General features: G+C 30.9%; 20 protein-coding genes. 18 read left to right on the forward strand and 2 right to left on the reverse strand.

Annotated features, from left to right (window positions below):
• Nucleotides 1-235: 235 nt before the first annotated feature.
• The 3 genes from rpiB to QZ824_RS06370 are packed head-to-tail and all read left to right on the forward strand — an operon-like array spanning nt 236 to nt 2,389.
• Nucleotides 236-667, forward strand: coding sequence for a ribose 5-phosphate isomerase B (gene rpiB / locus QZ824_RS06360; RefSeq protein WP_291275182.1), 432 nt, complete (start codon nt 236-238; stop codon nt 665-667).
• Nucleotides 668-669: 2 nt separating this feature from the next.
• Complete coding sequence (locus QZ824_RS06365) at nt 670-1,572, forward strand: cation diffusion facilitator family transporter (RefSeq protein WP_291275183.1); 903 nt, start codon at nt 670-672, stop codon at nt 1,570-1,572.
• A gap of 1 nt (nt 1,573) precedes the next feature.
• Nucleotides 1,574-2,389, forward strand: a complete 816-nt coding sequence (locus QZ824_RS06370) for an NAD(P)H-hydrate dehydratase (protein ID WP_291275184.1) — start codon at nt 1,574-1,576, stop codon at nt 2,387-2,389.
• Here the strand turns inward: QZ824_RS06370 and QZ824_RS06375 are convergent.
• Nucleotides 2,373-2,654, reverse strand: coding sequence for a DUF1294 domain-containing protein (locus tag QZ824_RS06375; RefSeq protein ID WP_291275185.1), 282 nt, complete (start codon nt 2,652-2,654; stop codon nt 2,373-2,375). The genes QZ824_RS06370 and QZ824_RS06375 overlap by 17 nt on opposite strands.
• Nucleotides 2,655-2,746: 92 nt before the next feature.
• On the opposite strand from QZ824_RS06375, the gene QZ824_RS06380 reads away from it, so the two are divergent.
• Complete coding sequence (locus QZ824_RS06380) at nt 2,747-4,879, forward strand: Tex family protein (protein ID WP_291275186.1); 2,133 nt, start codon at nt 2,747-2,749, stop codon at nt 4,877-4,879.
• A 132-nt stretch (nt 4,880-5,011) separates the two neighbouring features.
• On the opposite strand, the gene tatA is transcribed toward QZ824_RS06380, so the two are convergent.
• Nucleotides 5,012-5,191, reverse strand: coding sequence for a twin-arginine translocase TatA/TatE family subunit (tatA, locus tag QZ824_RS06385; protein ID WP_291275187.1), 180 nt, complete (start codon nt 5,189-5,191; stop codon nt 5,012-5,014).
• Nucleotides 5,192-5,348: 157 nt separating this feature from the next.
• Here tatA and QZ824_RS06390 point away from each other — a divergent pair, with 157 nt between their 5' ends.
• From QZ824_RS06390 to QZ824_RS06455, 14 genes are all read left to right on the forward strand, one after another.
• A complete protein-coding gene (locus tag QZ824_RS06390) occupies nt 5,349-6,206 on the forward strand; it encodes a murein hydrolase activator EnvC (protein ID WP_291275188.1) in 858 nt (285 codons plus the stop codon).
• Between the two features lie 3 nt (nt 6,207-6,209).
• A complete protein-coding gene (locus QZ824_RS06395) occupies nt 6,210-7,703 on the forward strand; it encodes a GH3 auxin-responsive promoter family protein (protein WP_291275189.1) in 1,494 nt (497 codons plus the stop codon).
• Nucleotides 7,704-7,787: 84 nt separating this feature from the next.
• Nucleotides 7,788-8,687: a carboxypeptidase-like regulatory domain-containing protein gene (locus QZ824_RS06400; protein ID WP_291275190.1), complete on the forward strand. Its 900-nt coding sequence runs from the start codon at nt 7,788-7,790 to the stop codon at nt 8,685-8,687.
• A gap of 44 nt (nt 8,688-8,731) precedes the next feature.
• Complete coding sequence (locus QZ824_RS06405) at nt 8,732-10,417, forward strand: hypothetical protein (RefSeq protein ID WP_291275191.1); 1,686 nt, start codon at nt 8,732-8,734, stop codon at nt 10,415-10,417.
• 8 nt (nt 10,418-10,425) lie between these two features.
• Nucleotides 10,426-11,388 carry a hypothetical protein gene (locus tag QZ824_RS06410; protein ID WP_291275192.1) on the forward strand — a complete coding sequence of 321 codons (963 nt, stop codon included), beginning with the start codon at nt 10,426-10,428 and terminating at the stop codon, nt 11,386-11,388.
• Between the two features lie 3 nt (nt 11,389-11,391).
• Nucleotides 11,392-12,405 (forward strand): dTDP-glucose 4,6-dehydratase, encoded by a 1,014-nt coding sequence (gene rfbB, locus QZ824_RS06415; RefSeq protein WP_291275193.1) that lies wholly within the window; start codon nt 11,392-11,394, stop codon nt 12,403-12,405.
• A gap of 102 nt (nt 12,406-12,507) precedes the next feature.
• Entirely contained in the window at nt 12,508-12,834 is a 327-nt protein-coding gene (locus tag QZ824_RS06420; RefSeq protein ID WP_291275201.1) for a four helix bundle protein, read from the forward strand.
• A gap of 48 nt (nt 12,835-12,882) precedes the next feature.
• Entirely contained in the window at nt 12,883-13,740 is an 858-nt protein-coding gene (rfbA, locus tag QZ824_RS06425) for a glucose-1-phosphate thymidylyltransferase RfbA (protein ID WP_291275194.1), read from the forward strand.
• A 119-nt stretch (nt 13,741-13,859) separates the two neighbouring features.
• Nucleotides 13,860-14,411, forward strand: a complete 552-nt coding sequence (gene rfbC, locus QZ824_RS06430; RefSeq protein WP_291275195.1) for a dTDP-4-dehydrorhamnose 3,5-epimerase — start codon at nt 13,860-13,862, stop codon at nt 14,409-14,411.
• Nucleotides 14,405-15,316, forward strand: a complete 912-nt coding sequence (rfbD, locus tag QZ824_RS06435) for a dTDP-4-dehydrorhamnose reductase (RefSeq protein ID WP_291275196.1) — start codon at nt 14,405-14,407, stop codon at nt 15,314-15,316. Before rfbC ends, rfbD begins: the two co-directional genes overlap by 7 nt.
• Before the next feature lie 423 nt (nt 15,317-15,739).
• Nucleotides 15,740-16,180 carry a T9SS type A sorting domain-containing protein gene (locus tag QZ824_RS06440; RefSeq protein WP_291275197.1) on the forward strand — a complete coding sequence of 147 codons (441 nt, stop codon included), beginning with the start codon at nt 15,740-15,742 and terminating at the stop codon, nt 16,178-16,180.
• Between the two features lies 1 nt (nt 16,181).
• Complete coding sequence (locus QZ824_RS06445) at nt 16,182-18,176, forward strand: glycosyl hydrolase family 28-related protein (protein WP_291275198.1); 1,995 nt, start codon at nt 16,182-16,184, stop codon at nt 18,174-18,176.
• A 54-nt stretch (nt 18,177-18,230) separates the two neighbouring features.
• Nucleotides 18,231-19,172 carry a glycosyltransferase gene (locus QZ824_RS06450; protein WP_291275199.1) on the forward strand — a complete coding sequence of 314 codons (942 nt, stop codon included), beginning with the start codon at nt 18,231-18,233 and terminating at the stop codon, nt 19,170-19,172.
• 9 nt (nt 19,173-19,181) lie between these two features.
• Nucleotides 19,182-19,826, forward strand: a 645-nt coding sequence (locus QZ824_RS06455) for a DUF6311 domain-containing protein (protein WP_291275200.1), incomplete at its 3' end; no start/stop codon positions are given.

The following is a 19,826-nucleotide window of genomic DNA, read 5'->3' on the forward strand; positions in this document are numbered from 1 at the left end:
CTAAATTAGTTTAACTGATTAAATTTTATACCAAAACATAACTTTTTTAGAAGATATAAAATTGTACCTATATGTTAATCTATATACATTAATTGAATCAATTTGTTTTAATTATGATTAAAAAGAAGCTATTTTATTAGAAAATAGTTCTCTTAAAAATAATTTCAAAGTTAACTCATCTTCTAGTTGAATATGTTTAATTTTGTAACAAGTAATAAACAACACTATTAACATTATGACAATTTCAATTGGAAACGATCACGCAGGTCCAGACTACAAAATGGCAATTGTAGCTTATTTAGAGACTAAAGGACACACAATTATTAATCACGGTACAGATACATTTGAAAGTGTAGATTATCCAGATTTTGGTCACCCAGTTGCTTATGATGTAGAAAGTAAAAAAGCAGATTTAGGAATTGTGATTTGTGGTTCTGGAAATGGAATAGCTATGACTGTAAACAAACATCAAGACATTCGTGCTGCTTTATGTTGGACTAAAGAGATTGCTGAATTAGCTCGTCAACATAATGATGCTAATATCATTAGTATTCCAGCTCGATTTACTTCTATTCCTCAAGCAATAGCAATGGTAGAGACTTTTATTGAAACACCATTTGAAGGAGGAAGACACGCTAATCGTGTAAAAAAAATGGCTTGTAAATAACAATGAGTCACGTACACATCCATAAACACGAAGTAAAAGCTACTAATTTGATTATTTCAATTGTATTGAATTTAATTATTACGTTAGCTCAGCTTGTTGGTGGAATTATATCGGGAAGTTTAGCATTGATTTCTGATGCTTTACATAATTTTTCAGATGTAATTTCATTAGTGTTTAGTTTAGTTGCTCATAAATTATCTAGAAGAAAAGCTTCAATTGATCATACTTTTGGTTATAAAAGAGCCGAATTAATTGCAGCTTTTACCAATGCTGCAACCCTTATTATTGTTGCTTTTATTTTAATTTATGGTGCTGTAGAACGCTTTTTTCATCCGCATCCAATAGGTTCTGATTTAGTAATTTGGTTAGCTTTGTTAGGAATAATTGCTAATGGTGCTTCAGTTTTATTCCTAAAAAAAGATGCTGATCATAATTTGAATATGAAATCAGCTTATTTACATTTATTAACAGATATGATGGCTTCAGTAGCTGTTTTAGTGGGTGGATTATTAATGAAATTTTATGGTTGGTTTTGGGTTGATAGTGTGATGACTATTTTAATTGCTATTTATTTAATTGTAGTTGGAATAGATTTATTAAAAAGTTCAACTAAAATGTTGATGCTTTTTACACCAGAAGAAATTGATATTAAAGAAATTGTTCGTGAAGTACACAAAATAGCTGGCGTTGGTAAATTACATCATATTCATGTATGGCATTTAAACGAAGAAGAATTACATTTAGAGGCGCATTTAGATTGTGCTGAAGATATTAAAATGAGTGATTTTAATGAATTGCTTCATCAAATAGAATTATGTCTTTTTGAAAAATTTGGAATCAATCATATTAATATTCAACCTGAGTATAAAAAAGAAGATCCTAAAAATTTTATTGTTCAAGATTAGAATGATTCCAATAGACTTACATCTAATAAAAAAAATTTATAAAAATAGAAATCCTTTTTCTCATAAAGGAACACACGGACATGCCTTGTTAATTGCTGGTAGTTCAACAAAAATGGGAGCTGGAATAATTGCAGCAAGAGCTTGTTTGCGTAGTGGAGTAGGTTTATTAACTGTGGTTTGTTCTGAAAATGAAAAAGAGGTAATTTTTAATGCTATTCCAGAAGCAATGATTTCCACAGATTCAGAAATAAAAAATCAATTAAATTGCAATGTAATAGGAATTGGTTCAGGTATAGGTGTTGCACAAAACTCATTAAATTATGTATACCAACTTTATGACAATCAAATTCCCGTTGTTTTTGATGCCGATGCATTGAATCTAATTGCCACTTATTCTATTGATTGGAAAAAATTTAAGTTTTCTTTTGTTTTAACTCCACATCCTAAAGAATTTGATCGTTTATTTGGAACTCATTTAACTCATGAAGCGCGTATTGAAACAGCGGTTAAAAAAGCACTTGAATTAAATACTGTAATGGTGTTAAAAAGTCATCAAACCATCATAACAGACGGTCATCATATTTATATTAATACAACTGGGAATGCTGGTTTAGCTAAAGGTGGTTCGGGTGATGCATTAACAGGAATGATTACTTCATTTATAGCTCAAGGTTATTCTTTGTTACATGCTTCTATTTTAGGAGTTTATCTTCACGGGTTAGCAGCGGATATAACACTTGAAACACAAAGCGAGGAAAGCATGTTAATTTCAGATGTGATACAAAATATAGGGAAAGCGTTTAAGCAGTTGTCTTAACTAAAAATTTTAAAATCAAATAAAAAACTCCCAATTGTAGCAGAATAATAGCTGTCAATTTCCAAAGAAAACTAGGTTTTGCCATTTTATGTTTGAACAAAATCATCGCTAAAAGCGCACCGAAACTTCCACCAAAAAAAGTAAATAATAACAAATGTTTTTCGGAAATACGTTGCTTATTATGCATAGCAAGCCATTTGTCTATTCCAAAAACTAAAGTCGTAATGAAATTTAAAAATATAAATAGATAGAGTAAATTTTTCATACAGATTCAAAAATCAAAGTTAAAAAAAACTACTTCACTTCTAGTAAAACCAAGTGATAGAATTTTATCTTTGTGTTTTACATATTTAGAAAATGACCCATATTCAATTCATTCAAAATGCGACACAACTTCCTGTAAAAGGAATTGAAAATACAATTGCTTTATTAAACGAAGATTGTACCATTCCTTTTATTTCCCGTTATAGAAAAGATCAAACCGGGAATTTAGATGAGGTTCAAATTGAACAAATTGCCAAATTAAATAAGCAGTTTGATGAAATTGTTAAACGCAAGGAAAGTATTTTAAAAGCTATTGAAGAACAAAATGCTTTAACCCCTGAACTGAAATCTAAAATAGAATCCAGTTTTGATTTACAAGAGTTAGAAGATTTTTATTTACCGTATAAAAAACGTAAAAAAACTAAAGCAGATACTGCCCGAGAAAAGGGATTAGAACCATTGGCTAAAATTATCATGGCTCAAAAAAATGACGATTTAGAGTATTTAGCTTCCAAGTATTTAAATGATAAAGTAGCCAATGAAGATGAGGCTTTGCAAGGTGCTCGAGACATTATTGCCGAATGGATTAATGAAAACATCTTCATTAGAAAAAACCTGCGCCGCATCTATCAAAGAAAAGCACTGGTTGAAACTAAAGTGGTTAAAACCAAAAAAGACGATGATGAAGCACAAAAATTTTCTCAATATTTTGATTGGTCCGAACCTTTATATAAAGCGCCCTCACATCGATTATTAGCCATGCTTCGTGCCGAAAATGAAGGTTTTGTAAAATTTAAAATCACACTTTCGCCTGAGGATAAAGAAGAAGCTTTGCGTATGATGGATAAAGCTTTAATAAAAAACGAAGGCGATTGCGCAGTTCATATTGAAAAAGCTATTGACGATAGTTATAAGCGCTTATTAGAACCCGCTATTTCAAATGAAGTTTTACAAGAATATAAAGAAAAAGCAGACAGTAAAGCCATTGATGTTTTTGCCGAAAATTTACGTCAGTTGTTACTAGCTCCACCGTTGGGCGAAAAACGTATTTTAGCTATTGATCCCGGATTTAAAACGGGTTGTAAAGTAGTCTGTTTGGACGAAAAAGGAGATTTGTTGCACAATGAAACGATTTATCCACATGCGCCTCAAAACGATACGGCTATGGCGATGAAAAAAATTCGTTCTATGGTGAATGCGTATGCTGTTGAAGCGATTTCTATAGGTAATGGAACTGCTAGTCGTGAAACCGAATTTTTCATTAAAAAAATTGCATTTGATAAACCGGTTCAAGTATTTGTAGTTTCAGAGGCAGGTGCATCTGTGTATTCGGCAAGTAAGATTGCTCGAGAAGAATTTCCAAACTATGATGTAACTGTTAGAGGTTCGGTTTCTATTGGTCGTCGTTTAAGTGATCCGTTGGCCGAATTGGTAAAAATCGATCCAAAATCAATTGGAGTTGGACAATACCAACACGACGTGGATCAAACCAAACTAAAAGAGGAATTAGATAGCACCGTGATACGTTGTGTAAATGCTGTGGGAATCAATTTAAACACAGCCAGTAAATCGTTGTTGAGTTATGTTTCAGGAATTGGCGAAAAAATGGCCGAAAATATAGTGAGTTATCGTGCTGAAAATGGCCCTTTTGAAGATCGAAAATCGTTGAAAAATGTACCGCGTTTAGGCGAAAAAGCCTTTCAACAAGCGGCTGCTTTTATCCGAATTAAAGACGGTAAAAATCCATTAGATAATTCCGCAGTGCATCCTGAATCGTATAAAACTGTAGAAAAAATGGCGAAAGATTTAGGTATCGCTTTAACTGATTTGGTTGCTAATAAAGAACAAATTGCAAAAATTAATCCAGAAAAATACGTAACCGATGCGGTAGGTATTTTAGGAATCAAAGACATTTTAAAAGAATTAGAAAAACCGGGATTAGATCCACGTAAAGCGGCCAAAGTTTTTGAATTTGATCCTAATGTAAGAAGTATTGCCAATGTTAAACCAGGAATGGTACTTCCAGGTATTGTAAATAATATTACAGCTTTTGGATGTTTTGTGGATATTGGAATAAAAGAAAGTGGGTTAGTGCATATTTCTCAATTAAAAGAAGGTTTCGTTTCAGATGTAAACGAAGTTGTAAAACTGCATCAACATGTTCAAGTAAAAGTAGTTGAGGTTGATGAAGTTAGAAAGCGTATCCAGTTGACCATGATATTATAAATAAAAAATCCCAAAATTATTTTTTGGGATTTTTTACTTTTCTTAAATAAATATAGAGCAAGCTAATACTTGTAGGTAAACCTATGGCTAATAAGATTAGTACCACCTCGAAGGCTCCTAACCGCATAGCAATTATTTATTTTCGTCTTCTTTTTTAGCAGCAGGAACTTCATCTTCCCCTTTTGCCGCTTTTTTGAATTCTTTTACACCACTACCTAATCCTTTCATTAATTCTGGAATTTTTTTACCACCAAACAATAATAAAACTACGGCAATGATTAATATAATTTCTGTTGTTCCTAATCTTCCCATGACAATTAGCTATTAATTTACATTGCAAATGTACTTAAAAAAGTAATTCATTTAACTTTCCTTAACGTAAATTTATAGTATTTCCAATTATTAATTGACACCTCGATGTATTCACACAAGGTCTAAATAACTATATTTGTATAAAAAGTAGACAAACATGTCTGAGAAAAGATTAAAGTTTCAAAATTTTAAACGTAACCTATTTAGTAAAAGGCGTTTCATTATTTTTAATGAAGACACGTTAGCTGAAACTTTTTCCTGGAAATTAACGTTAATGAACATTTTTGTGGTTGCTTCTTTAGGTGCCATTTTAATCATTTTTATAACTACTTTCATTATTGCATTCACCCCATTAAGGGAATATATTCCTGGGTATGCTTCAACCGAATTAAAAAGACAAGCTACAGCATTAACAATAAAATCAGATTCTTTACAACGAATTGTTGATGAAAACAATCAGTATATTAAAGCTATTCAAGCGGTTTTAAAAGGCGATTTAGAATATGCTCAATTGAACAGAGATTCGATTAAGATTATGAAAGACACCTTAAAAAAGGTCGATTTATCGGTTTCCGAAAAAGAAAATGAATTAAAAAAGCAAGTAGAAAAAGACGATAAGTACAATGTTTTTGACCAAGCACAACCTAAAGTAAGTTATGTGTTGTTTGCACCGGTTAATGGTAAAATTGTGAAAAAATACAATTTGGCTACTAAAAATTTGGGTGTAGATTTAGCTATTGCAAAAGGAACTTCGGTGAAAACAATTGCGCCTGGTACGGTTTTGTTTGCAGATTGGACCCCAGCAAATGGTTACGTGTTATTGGTGCGTCATGCGGATGATATCATTTCAGTATACAAAAATTTAGCCTCAACTACTAAAAATGCCGGAAACCCCGTTAAATCGGGAGAAGTTTTAGCTATTTTTGGTGATGATGCTTCTAAAAAAACGTTACACTTCGAACTTTGGAAAAACGGTATTCCAATCGATCCAACTCAATATATAAATTTTCAATAAACTATGTCAATAAAAGGTTTGGCCGCAAAAATTTTTGCTCGTTATATTCACCAGAAAAATCAAAAATGGATTCAAAATCCAGTGGCTGCTCAAGACCAAGTTTTTAAAGAATTAATTCAAAAAGCTTCAACTACTCAATTTGGAATTGATCATAAATTTAATACTGTTTTAACTCATGAAGATTTTGTAAATCAGGTACCGGTGCGCGATTATGAAGGACTAAAAAACTATGTAGACCAAGTTGTTAAAGGCGAAGAAAATATTTTGTGGCCAGGAAAACCATTATATTTTGCCAAAACTTCAGGGACCACTTCAGGGGCAAAATACATTCCTTTAACAAAAGAATCCATGCCTTTTCATATTCAAGCGGCTCGAAACGCAATTTTGAATTATATACATGAAACGGGAAAAACAGACTTTGTAGATGGAAAAATGATCTTTTTACAAGGAAGTCCGGAGTTAACTGAGAAAAACGGAATTAAATTAGGGCGCCTTTCGGGTATTGTAGCCCATTTTGTTCCTAACTATTTACAAAAAAACCGATTACCAAGTTGGGAAACCAATTGTATTGAGGATTGGGAAACCAAAGTCGACGCCATAGTTGAAGAAACTTTTCATCAAAACATGACGGTAATCTCCGGTATTCCATCATGGGTGCAAATGTATTTTGAAAAATTAAAAGATAAAGCCCAACAACCTGTTGGCGACTTTTTTAAAAATTTCAATTTGTTTATTTATGGCGGCGTGAATTACGAACCGTATCGAGCCAAATTTGAAAATTTAATTGGAAGAAAAGTAGATTCCATCGAATTATTTCCTGCTTCAGAAGGATTTTTTGCTTACCAAGATTCTCAAAAAGAAAAAGGCATGTTGCTATTGTTAAATTCAGGTATTTTTTATGAGTTTATCAAAGCGGATGAATTTTTTACTGAAAACCCTAAACGTCTCACAATCAAAGAAGTGGAAGTTGGGGTGAATTATGTGTTGATTATTTCCACCAATGCCGGACTTTGGGCATACAATATTGGCGATACCATTGCGTTTACTTCTACGAAACCGTATCGTGTTGTGGTTACCGGAAGAATCAAACATTATATTTCGGCTTTTGGTGAACATGTTATCGGAAAAGAAGTAGAGACTGCCTTGCAAAAGGCCCTTTCAGGAACGAATATTAGTGTGAATGAATTTACGGTAGCGCCGCAAATCAATCCGATTTCAGGTTTGCCGTATCACGAATGGTTGATAGAATTTGATCATGAACCAGAGGATTTAGAAGCTTTCGCGCAAAAAATTGATTTGGAAATGCGGCAACAAAATGTGTATTACGACGATTTAATAAAAGGTCATGTGTTGCGAACTATCGTCATAACAAAAGTGGCCAAAAATGGCTTTCAAGAATACATGAAATCGATAGGAAAATTAGGTGGACAAAATAAATTACCACGATTAAGTAATGATAGAAAAATAGCCGATTTTTTTGAAGCGTACCATCACTAATCTCCCATCCTGAATTTATTTCAGGATCTAAAAGAGGAAGCTGAATTCGTTTCAACAGAACAAGATTTCTATTAATTAATTTTTATGAAAAAACTAATTTTACTTTTTCTATTCTCATTACTAGCAAACGCTCAAATAAAAGGCGTTGTAAAAGACAGCTTAACAGGCGAACCAATTCAGTTTGTAAATATTTATGCATCAAATAATAAGGTTTTTAATTCAGACAGTAAGGGAAATTTTGTGTTAGAGGAAAATATTAAAGGTAAAGCTATATTTCAACTATTTGGATACCAATCAAAATCTTGTGAATTATCTGATAACATGGAAATAAAATTAATTCCAATTGAAAATCAGATAAAAGAAGTAATAATAAAGAGAGAAAAACAAAAAATAGAAAAGGAAATTGATATTTTTGAATCGTATGGTTTTAGATATCATAACAATAATCATGGATGTGCTATATTGTTAAAAAGAGATTCTTTAAATAAAAATTGTAATTTTTTAAAAAAAATAAAATTTCACACCGATTCAAACATTGACAAAGCAAAATTAAAAATTTCATTTTTAAACAATTCTAAATTTCATTCTATTGAACAGAATGAAATAGTTCATGATACAATTATTGAAGTAAAAAAAGGAGCAAGAAGTAATCTGTTGGATTTATCCAATACAAACATTCAAATTCCCGATGAAGGTTTATTTATTTGTTTTGAAAATCTTTTAATTGAAGAAAACAAATATTTTTTTGAAACTACAGGAAGAATGCCAAATGGAGAGAAAAAAACATTCAAGAGTATGAGTTACGAACCTGAAATTTCACTAGTACCATCAAATCAATTTACAGTTTATTACAGAAGATTTAGTACTTGGGAAAAAGCTAAAAAAGTCATTATTGAAAACCCAAATAGTTACGAAATGTTGTTAATGAAAAAATATCACGAAAAAATTCTAACACCATCAGTAAAAATCACATTGACCAACTAATATTAAAAGTAGTATATTTGCAGGTTAGATAAAAGATAAAATTAATGAAGGACATTAAAAACATTTCGCGCTCACGAGCGCAAGAGTCGTCGGCAGCTATCGAACGACTGTACATTACCATGCGTCACTTGTTTAACAGAGGATTCTATAAACCTATGGGAGTTTCTGGAGAAACATTACGTGAAGCTTTATTATCACTACGACCAGAAATTTATGGTTCTATTGCCGAAGAAAAGGTAGAATTAAATGGGTTATTATACGTTATAGAACGTTTACCTGTAGGAATTGAGCAGTGTCGTTACATCAATTTAACTTCTGACGAAGGATATGCCAACTCGCATTTTAAAGCCATCGTTCCTCCAAAAAGAAGAAGGAATTGTTACCGTATTGATGACGAACAAATGAATGTGGAAATCACACGTGGTCGTTCGGATATTTACGATATTTTGACTCACTTAACATTTATTTTCATTGAATCACATAAAATTAAAGACCGCGTTTTAATTGATGATGAAGGAAAAGTGTCAAGAGACTGGGAAAAACTAGAACAGTATACGTTACAACCGAAAAAGTTAACTCAGATAGAACGCGAGATTGCGATGTCTCACGCTTCAAACGTATTAGGAAGAACGTTTGCAGAGGTTCAAGATATTTATGATGGTTTTGCTACTTCAGAAGCACCAGATCGTTTTTTACAAATTATTTATTGGCTGGGAAAATTAGCTATTGAAGAAGTCGTAGACAATAATAAACGAACAATTACGTTTAGTCCCATATTAAGAGAACGTTTAGGGCATCATATATATGGCGAAATTTGGGCAAACACCATTAAAGAAACATTAGAAAAAAATCAATTATTAGACCGACCAATTCATATCATTAGTGCAAATATGCACAGTGTAATGAATTCGGTTTTTGCACCAGCAGTTCTAGGAGCTAAATACAAAGGGAAAGAACCATATCAAATTTATGAAGATTTAAGTGCTTCTGAAAATAAAGAATTACGTAAAAAAGTAGAAGAATTTGCTTTACAGCATGGAATGATTTCAATTCCAGATACTTCGGGAACAAATATCGATGTTCAAATCTTTGATTCGGCAAAATTTGATTGGAAAAAAACAGCATTTCCAACAGCAACGGCCAAAGATAAACCGGTTTTAATTGTAATGGATTATGCTTTTGGAGAGCAAGCTTTTGAAACCATTGATGAGTTATTGAAACCGTATAAAGTGAAAAAAGAAAAATATTTCTTAAATGTAGAATCGGTTTCAATCATGGGTAAAGCTGGAATATTAGAAGGAGGAAAAGGCGACATCATGATTCCAAACGCACATGTGAATGAAGGAACAGCAGATAATTATCCATTTGATAATGAACTTACAAAAGAAATGTTTGAAGGAAATGGAATTCCTGTATTTGCAGGCCCAATGATTACTGTGTTAGGAACTTCTCTTCAAAATAAAGATTTATTGAAGTTTTTCCATGAATCTACATGGGGTGCCATTGGATTAGAAATGGAAGGAGCGTATTACCAAAAAGCTATACAATCTGCTTCTAGAATTAGAAAAAGTATTAATCCAAATGTAAAAGTGAGATATGCGTATTATGCCTCTGATAATCCTTTAGAAACGGGAAGTACTTTAGCTTCTGGTGGATTAGGAACAACTGGAGTAAAACCGACCTATTTAATCACTATTAAAATATTAGAACAAATTTTTAAAGTCAAATAAATATATTTATGTCAAATAACATTCAAGACCAAGAGTTAGATTTAACCCAAATAGGTCAAGGAATAAAAAATTTTTTCCAAAATATTCTTAACAGATGTTTTGATTTGATTTTTTTCTTTTTGAAGAAGAAGTTCATCATCATGATTTTATTTATGCTTGGAGTTGTGGGTGGCTACTTTTTAGATAAAGGAAAATTATATGAACACTCTATTGCAGTAATTCCAAATTTTGGCAGTAATGATTATTTGTACAATCAAATTGACTTTTTAGATAAAAAATTAGCTGAAAAAGACACGTTGTTTTTCAACTCTATTGGTATAAAAAACAGTAAAAATATATTATCATTTGAAGTTGAAGCTACTCAGCAGATTTATAATTTTATTACAGATAGAGAAAGAGGAAATCAGAATTTAGAGTTGATAAAATTAATGGCTGAAGATGGAGATATAGATAAAATTTTAAAAGACGAATTAACAAGTAAGCAATATTATTTACAAAATATTATTATTACAACAAAAGGTAAATTTAAAAGAGAACAATTGGTTGATCCTTTCTTGAAATATCTTAATAACTCTTCATTTTTTCTAAAACAAAAAGAAACAAATCAAGAGAATGTTAAAGAAAAAATTGCTTTAAATGATTCTTTAATCAAGCAAATAGATGGAATTATTCAAGTTTTGTCAAAAAACAATTCAAGTTCAAGTATTACTATTTCTGAGAAAAGTAGTGTTGCAGAATTAATTGATAAAAAAGATAAATTAATACAGGAGTCACAATATTTGAAATTAAATAATAATATTTACGACAAAGTGATTAAGGATGAAAGTGTAAGTATGAATAATTTGAATAAAACATCTATTTTCTTAAAAATGAAAGTAATATTACCTTTATTACTAATTTTTATTTATTTGTTATTTTATTCATTTTCTCAACTTTATAAGCAGCAAAAAGCTAGATTAGGAAATAGTTAAACTATGAAAAATATTTTAGTAACCGGCGGTGCTGGTTTTATTGGGTCTAATTTCGTTCCCTATTTCATTGAAAGCAATGAAGATTACCATTTAGTAAATTTAGATGTATTAACTTACGCAGGTAACTTAGAAAATGTAAAAGAAGTAGAAAATCATCCCAGATATACTTTTGTTCAAGGAGATATTTGTGATAGAACCTTCATAGAGGATTTATTTGCAAACTACCAATTTCATGATGTCATTCATTTTGCCGCTGAAAGTCATGTAGATAATTCCATCTCTGGACCAGAAGCATTTATTAGAACTAATGTTCTAGGTACATTCAATCTATTAGATACAGCAAGAAAATTATGGATGAACGATCCTAATGATTATAAAGTAGAGTTTTCAACCGCTCGTTTTCATCATGTTTCTACAGATGAGGTTTACGGTACTTTAGGGGAGACAGGCTTATTTGAAGAAACTACGCCGTATGCTCCAAATAGTCCCTATTCAGCTTCAAAAGCAGGTTCAGATATGATTGTGAGAAGTTATTTTCATACTTATGGAATGAATGTGGTTACTACTAATTGTTCTAACAATTACGGACCAAAACAACATAATGAAAAATTAATTCCTACCATTATTCGTAAAGCATTAACAGGAGAAAATATTCCCATTTACGGCGATGGGAAAAATGTGCGTGATTGGTTATACGTACTGGATCATTGTAAAGGAATTGAGTTGGCATTTAAAACAGGTAAATCGGGTGAAACCTATAATATTGGCGGAAGAAACGAACGCAATAATTTACAAATTGTAGATAGAGTTTGTACTATTTTAGATGAATTAAAACCCAAAGTATCGGGAAGTTATAAAGACCAAATTACTTTTGTAAAAGATCGTCCTGGTCACGATTTACGTTATGCTATCGATGCTACAAAAATAGAAAACGAATTAGGCTGGAAGGCTGATGAAAATTTTGATACTGGAATTGTGAAAACAATCGAATGGTACCTTGGTAAATTAGCCAATTAGCCAATTCACCAATGTGCCGATTATTTACTAGCTGTAAAAGAGGCACATTGTCATGTTGAACATTCAAAATTAAATATACGCCATGATAACATTTGAAGAGAAATACAAAGACAATTTAATTTTGCTAAAAAAACAGTATTATTCACTGAAAAATTACAAGAAGAAAAAAGATTTGTAATTGCAAATCAATTACTAAAATCAGGAACTTCAATAGGTGCAAATATTAAAGAAGCACAAAATGCAGAAAGCAAAGCAGATTTTATTCATAAGATAAAAATTGCCATGAAAGAAGCAGAAGAAACTGAATATTGGTTATTTTTATGCAATGAATTAGAAAATTATCCGAATTCAGAAGAATTATTAGATGATATTTTTGAAATTTTAAGGATATCTAATAAAATAATTTCTTCATCAAAAAACATAAAGTAATCTAAAAATTGGCACATTGACCCATTGTCAAATCGCCTCATTAGTAACATGAAAGGAATTATATTAGCCGGCGGCTCAGGAACACGTTTACACCCCTTAACATTAGCGGTAAGTAAACAATTAATGCCTATTTACGACAAACCGATGATTTATTATCCATTATCAACTTTGATGTGGGCAGGAATCAATGAAATTTTGATTATTTCAACGCCTCATGATCTACCTTTATTCAGACAATTATTAGGAGATGGAAGTTCATTAGGTTGTCGTTTTGAATATGCCGTTCAAGAACATCCAAATGGATTAGCAGAAGCTTTTATAATCGGTAAGGAGTTTGTAGGAAATGATAAGGTAGCCTTAATTTTAGGAGACAATATTTTTTACGGAACTGGATTAGCGGAATTGTTACAAGCAAATAACAATCCTAATGGTGGAATTGTTTACGCTTATCATGTACACGACCCAGAACGTTATGGTGTAGTGGAGTTTGATCCTAATGGCAAGGTGCTTTCAATAGAAGAAAAACCACTTGAACCAAAATCTAATTATGCTGTTCCTGGAATTTATTTTTATGATAACCAAGTCTTAGAAATTGCAGCAAATATCAAGCCAAGTCATCGAGGAGAATTAGAAATCACAGATGTAAATAAAGCGTATTTAGAACAAGGTAATTTACAAGTATCTATTTTAGATAGAGGAACCGCTTGGTTGGATACCGGTACATTTCAATCATTAATGCAAGCAGGCCAATTTGTACAAGTAATTGAAGAACGTCAAGGATTAAAAATTGGTGCAATTGAAGAAGCGGCATACAAAATGGGCTTCATTGACGCAGCGCAATTAAAAAAATTAGCCGAACCTCTTTTAAAAAGTGGGTACGGTAAACATTTAATGAGCTTAATTTAATGAGCCAATTATCAATATCCAATGTGGCAATTAATTAGTTTTTCGTAATAATTGGCACATTGTCTAATTAAATTTTAAATTGGCATATTGCCGCATTGTCTAATTGACAAATTGAATAAATGAAATTTACGGAAACCAAACTTAAAGGATGTTTTATCCTAGAACCCAAAATTATAGGAGATGAGAGAGGCTCGTTCATGGAAAGTTTTAATGAAAAAACATTTGCTGAAGGAGTTGGTCAACAGGTTCATTTTGTTCAAGACAATCAATCTTTTTCAACAAAGGGAGTCTTAAGAGGACTACATTATCAAACAGGAGAACACGCACAAGCTAAATTAGTTCGTGTATTAAATGGTGAAGTATTAGATGTTGCAGTAGATTTAAGGCCCAATTCTCCTACATATGGTCAGTATGAAACCGCTTTACTTACAGGGGATAACCAAATTCAGTTTTATATACCTCGTGGTTTTGCTCACGGTTTTTTGGTTTTAAGCGAAACAGCAACTTTTTTTTATAAATGTGATAATTTTTATAACGCAGCAAGTGAAGGCGGTATATTCTTTAATGATCCCACTTTAACTATTGATTGGACGTTTCCAATTGAAGAGATGATTATCTCCGAAAAAGACCAGCAGTTACCCACTTTAGAAAACGCAAAAAAAGTATGGTAGTACTAGTTACAGGCGCGAATGGTCAATTAGGACAAGCGATTCAATCGATTGCTGGAAACTATCCTTCAATCGATTTTGTGTTTTGTTCTTCTTCTGACTTAGACATTACTAATAAAGAGAATTGTGAGGTCGTTTTTGAAAAACACCAACCGCAATTTTGTATTAATGCAGCAGCATATACCGCGGTTGATAAGGCCGAATCAGAACCCGAAAAAGCGTTTGCAATCAATGTAACAGGAGCTCAACATATTGCTGAAGTTTGTAAAAGTTACAATACTGTTTTATTGCATATTTCTACTGATTTTGTTTTCGATGCCAAATTTGTTGATGGTATAGCTTATTATGATAGCCAATTACGATTACCCTTAAAAAGTAATAAAGGATTAGTAGAAACCGATGTGCCTTTTCCAGCAGGAATTTACGGATTAACCAAATTACAAGGCGAGCAAGCCATTCAAGCTACTTGGGAAAAGCATTTTATTATCAGAACTTCTTGGGTATATTCGCAATTTGGTCATAACTTTATGAAAACTATGCTGCGTTTGGCTTCTGAAAAAACAGCATTATCAGTGGTAGCCGATCAAATTGGTACCCCAACCAATGCAGTTGATTTAGCGGAAGCATTAGTAAAAATAATTACTTTTTGTCATGCTGAACTTGTTTCAGCATCTCACTACGGAATCTACAATTTCAGCAACGAAGGACAGTGTTCTTGGTATGATTTTGCAAAAGAAATATTTAGAATTAATAACATTTCAATAAATTTACAACCCATTCCAACTTCTGCCTATCCCACACCCGCGAAAAGACCCGCGTACAGTGTGTTAGATAAAACAAAGATTAAAGCAGTTTTTGGGGTTGAGATTAAAGATTGGGAAGAGAGTTTGGCGACTGTTAAAATCTAAAAACATAATAATTTGTCACTTAGATGTCAAAAAAGCATAATATTTTGTCATTTCAATATCAAAAAAACATTTTGAATACTATTTTTTGCGAACCGTACAACAACAAGAAATTGATTTAATAGAAGTGAATAACCAAAACATTATCACTTACGAAATAAAATACAACCCAAAATAAAAAGCAAAATTTTCAAAAATTTTTATAAACCAGTATAAGTCAATCGAAACCAAAGTCATAAATTCCGAAAATTTTTATGAAATAATAATGTAAAAAACTAAATTTACAACCAATTTCAATCTCTTATCCCACACCCGTAAAAAGACCTGCGTACAGTGCGCTAGATAAAACGAAAATAAAACTAGTTTTTAGAGTTGGGATTATATATTGGGAGGAAAGTTTAGAAATAGTAAAAAGCACAAAGAAAAATGAAAAAAATAATGCAGCTACTTTCATTAGTGTTTTTGTCTGGTATAGCATTTGCTCAGCAAGACATTAACATTGTTAATTCATCTTCTAATTACTCAAATAATATTGAGTATAATACAGGAGAAATTTTTGTGGTTTATACTTTTGGAACAAATCAAGTGACTTCAAAAGAAATTGTTTTAAATGAAGATCAAATAAAGGAGAAAATTCAAAAGCCTCAAATTAAAATATATCCAAATCCAACAGTAAATATTGTTTATTATTCTTTAACAGAAGATATGAAGTTTGAGAATTTAGAATTATTTGACCAATATCAAAAATTAATTTTTTCATCAAATAAAGATGATAAACAAGTATCATTAGAGAATTTACCTACAGGAATATATTACCTTTTGTTCAATAAAAATATAGAATACAACTATAAAATAATCAAACGATAAAATGAAAAAAATAATTTTATTCTTACTATTTTCAATTGTAAGTTTTGCACAAGTTCCACAAGGAATGAGTCATAGAGGTATTGCTTATAATAGTAATGGAACTATTTTAACAGGTCCTATTTCTATACGTGTCAGAATTTTGCAAGGTACCTCAAATGGATCAGTAGATTATGTTGAAACTTATAATTTGAACACAAATTTATCAGGTCAGTATAATATAAATATAGGACAAGGTAATGTAGTATCAGGTAATTTTAACAGTATAGATTGGTCAACAGGTCAAAAATGGTTAGAAATAGGAATTGCTCCTGGTCATGATCAAACTAATTATTTTATTGGTTCAAGTCAGTTAATGAGTGTACCTTATGCATTATATGCAGAAAGTAGTAGTAACGGTTTTGAAACAGTAGATAACATTGCTGATTTAAGAAATTATAACAGTTATACTAATAATAAAATTATCTATGCAAAGGGTTATTATACCGCAGGTGATGGCGGAGAAGGGTTTTTCACATATAAAGAGAATGAAACGTTAGCAGATAACGAAGGTATTGTTATAAAACCTAATAGTGTGTCAGGTAATGGCAGGTGGATTAGACAATATTCAGGATATATAAATGTTAACTACTTTGGTCTTAAAGGTTGGTTGAATCCAAGTGATCCATTTTCAAATTCAGACAGAATTCAAAAAATAATTGATTATTGCGCCTCAAACAATCAAAATAATACAAAATCATCAATGGTAATTTTATTTCCAAGTGGTGAGTATTTTATTGATAAGACAATTATACTGAAAAATAAAGTGAAGATTATAGGAGAGCCTAATACCTTATTTACTTTACGTCCTGGTTTTACATTTGACTATATGATAGAAATGGGATCAGGTCCTATAACAGATTGTTTATTGTCTGATTTTATAATAAATCTAAGAAACGAACCAAACGTAGGTGGTATGCATTTCAAAGCAGTAGGGGAAAATGGCTCAGGAGGTATATGGACAAGTCAATTTAGAAATATATTAATTGTCAACAATAAAGGAAATGGAATTTATTTAGAGGGTGACGATGGGTCAGATGTTAACAATGACAGACCAAATCAAACTTTAATTTTTGAAAATGTTAACGCTGTTAGAAAGGAAGCTTTTACTAATTGCTTAAAGATAACCGGACAGCTTGGTCAAACAACATTTATTAATTGTGGGTTTGATGCAGAAAATACTAAAGGAGTAAACGTTTCAATAACCGAACCTTTATATGAAGGTTCTGCTGTTGTATCTTTCATTAATTGTACATTTCAATCATCTGAATATGGGGTGCAAATAAAAAAAGCCGATAATATTACATTTGATAATTGTTGGTTTGAAGCGTTGGATTTAGCAATTGATGTAAATGATTCAAACGCTATAAATATTCTTAATTCTAGGTTCGCCAATGCTGCTGGGTATGGTTCTAGAACTGACGGAGTATTACCCGCAGGTCAAGGAAGATGTATAACAGCTAATAATTCTTCAATAAATGTTGAAAGAAACTATGTAACAGTGTCAGACCCTAATAGCATGAATGTTAGAGGAGAAAAATTTATTTTGGGAGTTAATAATAGTACAATTAATGCTAAAAACAACGAATTTCAACATCCTAATCTTTCAGAAACTTTTGGTATAATGAATGTTTTAAATAGTAACACATCTTTTTTTAACAATGGAAATTTAAACATCGGAACAAAAAAATTAATTTTTGCAACTGTTCCTGCGGGTGTAACACAATTAAACAGAATAAATTCTGAAATAATAGCCGGAGAAACAATTTTTTTAAGAGCCAACCAAGGTTCAATACAAATAAATGCTATGGATTCAAATGGTTTAACAAATAAAAACATTTTTTTAAACGGCAGAACTTCGTTGACACTTCAAAATGGACAAGCTGCAACTTTTATAAAAATTGATAATATTATTGGACAGGAAAAATGTACTTATCAATTAGTTTCAATATCTAATTAAAGCAGTTTTTGGTGTTGAGATTAAAGATTGGGAAGAACAATTGAATAGATAAGAATGCAACAAGAAAAAAAAATAATTTGTGTAACACCTATTTACAATGATTGGGAGAGTTTTTCTATTTTGATAGAAGAACTTGAAAAGGTTTGTGTAGAATTTTCAAATTACCAAATTAAAATAGTTGCCATTAATGATGGTTCTTCTGATGAGACTAAATGTCCATCAACAAGTTTACCTATTCAAATAGTAAATTTAAAAACCAATATTGGACATCAAAGAGCCATTGCTGTTGGATTGCAATATGTTTATAACGAAGAGAAGGATTATGATTTTGTGGTCGTTTTAGATTCTGATGGTGAAGACATTCCTTCACATATTCCGTTATTAGTAGAAAAAGCTGAAAAAGAACAATCAAAAAAAATAATTTTTGCTGAGCGAAATAAGAGGCAAGAATCTATTTATTTCAAAATGGGTTATTTTTTCTATAAAAGAATATTTTATTTTCTAACTGGTCAAAAAATAAGCTTTGGAAACTTTAGTGTAATTCCAAATCAAATATTAAGTAGAGTAGTCCATCAAAGTAATATATGGAATCATTATTCAGGTGGTATTATTCAATCCAAGATTCCGTTTGATAAACTTTTATTAGATAGAGGAAAGCGATACAGAGGAGTTTCAAAAATGAATTTTAATAATTTAATACTACATGGATTAAGTTCCATTTCAGTTTATTTTGATTATTTATCTTTAAAAATTTTACGTTATTCCTTGTATGGTATTTTACTTTGTTCCCTTTCAGTTGGTGTTGTTTTATTTAAAAAATATGTAACTGATTCTGCAATTCCAGGTTGGGCATCTAGTCTAATATTAATTATATCAAGTATTATTTTACAATTGTTTTCAGTGACCTTAATTGTATTATTAATGCAATTAAGTTCAAGAAAAAATATAACTGCCCCAAATTCAAAAATTTACAAAAAATTTATTGTGGAAAAATAAATATAAAGAATGATTTTTAACAGAGAAAACAGCAGTCTTATTGATTATTTAGTAATTTTTATATTTTCAATTATTATTTATCATTTTGCTTACGGTGTTGCAACATTAGATACAAGTAATATTAATTGGCTAATGTCCGTTTATCATGATTGGGGGCAACATTATTTGGGTTGGGCTTATTTTAGAGAAGAACCTTGGACTTTTCCAATAGGAAATATTCAAAATTATAATTATCCAGCAGGAACAAATATTGGTTTGACAGATTCAATTCCTTTATTAGGAATTTTTTTCAAACTTTTTTCGTTTTTATTAGGTGAAGAATTTCAATATTTTGGTTTTTGGTTATTATTATGTTTTTTTCTTAATGGTTATTATTCTTATAAAATTTTTAAATTATACTATGATGAATCAAAAATAGTATTGTTTATATCGACATTTTTTATAATTGTTAATCCAGTTTTATTGTACAGAGGTATGCACCCAGCATTATGTGGACAATGGTTAATTTTAGCTTCTTTGTACAATTATTTAAAGAATTCTAATTTAAGCAATGTTTTTTCAATTAATAAAAACCAACTTTTAATATTAGTATTAAGTGCTTTAATTAATCCTTATTTATTTTTAATGGTTGTAGGTTTCAATATTATTATACCT

It is taken from the genome of Flavobacterium sp. (assembly GCF_021151785.1).
In the GTDB taxonomy this organism is placed as follows: domain Bacteria; phylum Bacteroidota; class Bacteroidia; order Flavobacteriales; family Flavobacteriaceae; genus Flavobacterium.

Excerpts from the sequence above, each read along its gene's own strand:
- rpiB (WP_291275182.1), top strand. The coding sequence starts at position 236 with ATGACAATTTCAATTGGAAACGATCACGCAGGTCCAGACTACAAAATG.
- QZ824_RS06365 (WP_291275183.1), top strand. The coding sequence starts at position 670 with ATGAGTCACGTACACATCCATAAACACGAAGTAAAAGCTACTAATTTG.
- QZ824_RS06370 (WP_291275184.1), top strand. The coding sequence starts at position 1,574 with ATGATTCCAATAGACTTACATCTAATAAAAAAAATTTATAAAAATAGA.
- QZ824_RS06375 (WP_291275185.1), bottom strand. The coding sequence starts at position 2,654 with ATGAAAAATTTACTCTATCTATTTATATTTTTAAATTTCATTACGACT.
- QZ824_RS06380 (WP_291275186.1), top strand. The coding sequence starts at position 2,747 with ATGACCCATATTCAATTCATTCAAAATGCGACACAACTTCCTGTAAAA.
- tatA (WP_291275187.1), bottom strand. The coding sequence starts at position 5,191 with ATGGGAAGATTAGGAACAACAGAAATTATATTAATCATTGCCGTAGTT.
- QZ824_RS06390 (WP_291275188.1), top strand. The coding sequence starts at position 5,349 with ATGTCTGAGAAAAGATTAAAGTTTCAAAATTTTAAACGTAACCTATTT.
- QZ824_RS06395 (WP_291275189.1), top strand. The coding sequence starts at position 6,210 with ATGTCAATAAAAGGTTTGGCCGCAAAAATTTTTGCTCGTTATATTCAC.
- QZ824_RS06400 (WP_291275190.1), top strand. The coding sequence starts at position 7,788 with ATGAAAAAACTAATTTTACTTTTTCTATTCTCATTACTAGCAAACGCT.
- QZ824_RS06405 (WP_291275191.1), top strand. The coding sequence starts at position 8,732 with ATGAAGGACATTAAAAACATTTCGCGCTCACGAGCGCAAGAGTCGTCG.
- QZ824_RS06410 (WP_291275192.1), top strand. The coding sequence starts at position 10,426 with ATGTCAAATAACATTCAAGACCAAGAGTTAGATTTAACCCAAATAGGT.
- rfbB (WP_291275193.1), top strand. The coding sequence starts at position 11,392 with ATGAAAAATATTTTAGTAACCGGCGGTGCTGGTTTTATTGGGTCTAAT.
- rfbA (WP_291275194.1), top strand. The coding sequence starts at position 12,883 with ATGAAAGGAATTATATTAGCCGGCGGCTCAGGAACACGTTTACACCCC.
- rfbC (WP_291275195.1), top strand. The coding sequence starts at position 13,860 with ATGAAATTTACGGAAACCAAACTTAAAGGATGTTTTATCCTAGAACCC.
- rfbD (WP_291275196.1), top strand. The coding sequence starts at position 14,405 with ATGGTAGTACTAGTTACAGGCGCGAATGGTCAATTAGGACAAGCGATT.
- QZ824_RS06440 (WP_291275197.1), top strand. The coding sequence starts at position 15,740 with ATGAAAAAAATAATGCAGCTACTTTCATTAGTGTTTTTGTCTGGTATA.
- QZ824_RS06445 (WP_291275198.1), top strand. The coding sequence starts at position 16,182 with ATGAAAAAAATAATTTTATTCTTACTATTTTCAATTGTAAGTTTTGCA.
- QZ824_RS06450 (WP_291275199.1), top strand. The coding sequence starts at position 18,231 with ATGCAACAAGAAAAAAAAATAATTTGTGTAACACCTATTTACAATGAT.